Source organism: Methylobacterium sp. A54F, assembly GCF_053346035.1.
Genome location: NZ_JBKFBF010000176.1, coordinates 1 through 293, shown reverse-complemented (window position 1 = coordinate 293; position 293 = coordinate 1). Strand labels below are relative to the sequence as shown.

The 293-nt window shown below is 74.4% G+C and carries 1 pseudogene; it reads right to left on the bottom strand.

The features are described 5' to 3' along the window. Nucleotides 1-293: pseudogene (locus tag ACLBXP_RS25850) on the bottom strand (iron ABC transporter permease); the annotation flags it as partial.

Genomic DNA, 293 nt, shown 5'->3' with positions numbered 1-293 from the left:
GGGGCAGGAAGACGTAAGGGTAGAGGACGAAGCCGAGGAGCAGCACGCAGCCCGCGAGGGAGCGGATGTCGGGCAGCGCGAGGTCGCGCGGGCGCGACAGGCCGAGGAGGCCGCGCAGCCCCGTCTGCACCGGGCCGAGGGGGTGGAGCAGGTCGAGATACGCGAAGGCGACGATGTAGGTCGGCACCGCGAGCGGCAGCACCAGGCCGATCTCGAGGACCCCCCGGCCCGGGAACTCGTAGGCGGCGACGAGCCAGGCCGCGCCCGTGCCGACGAGCGCGACGACGAGCCCG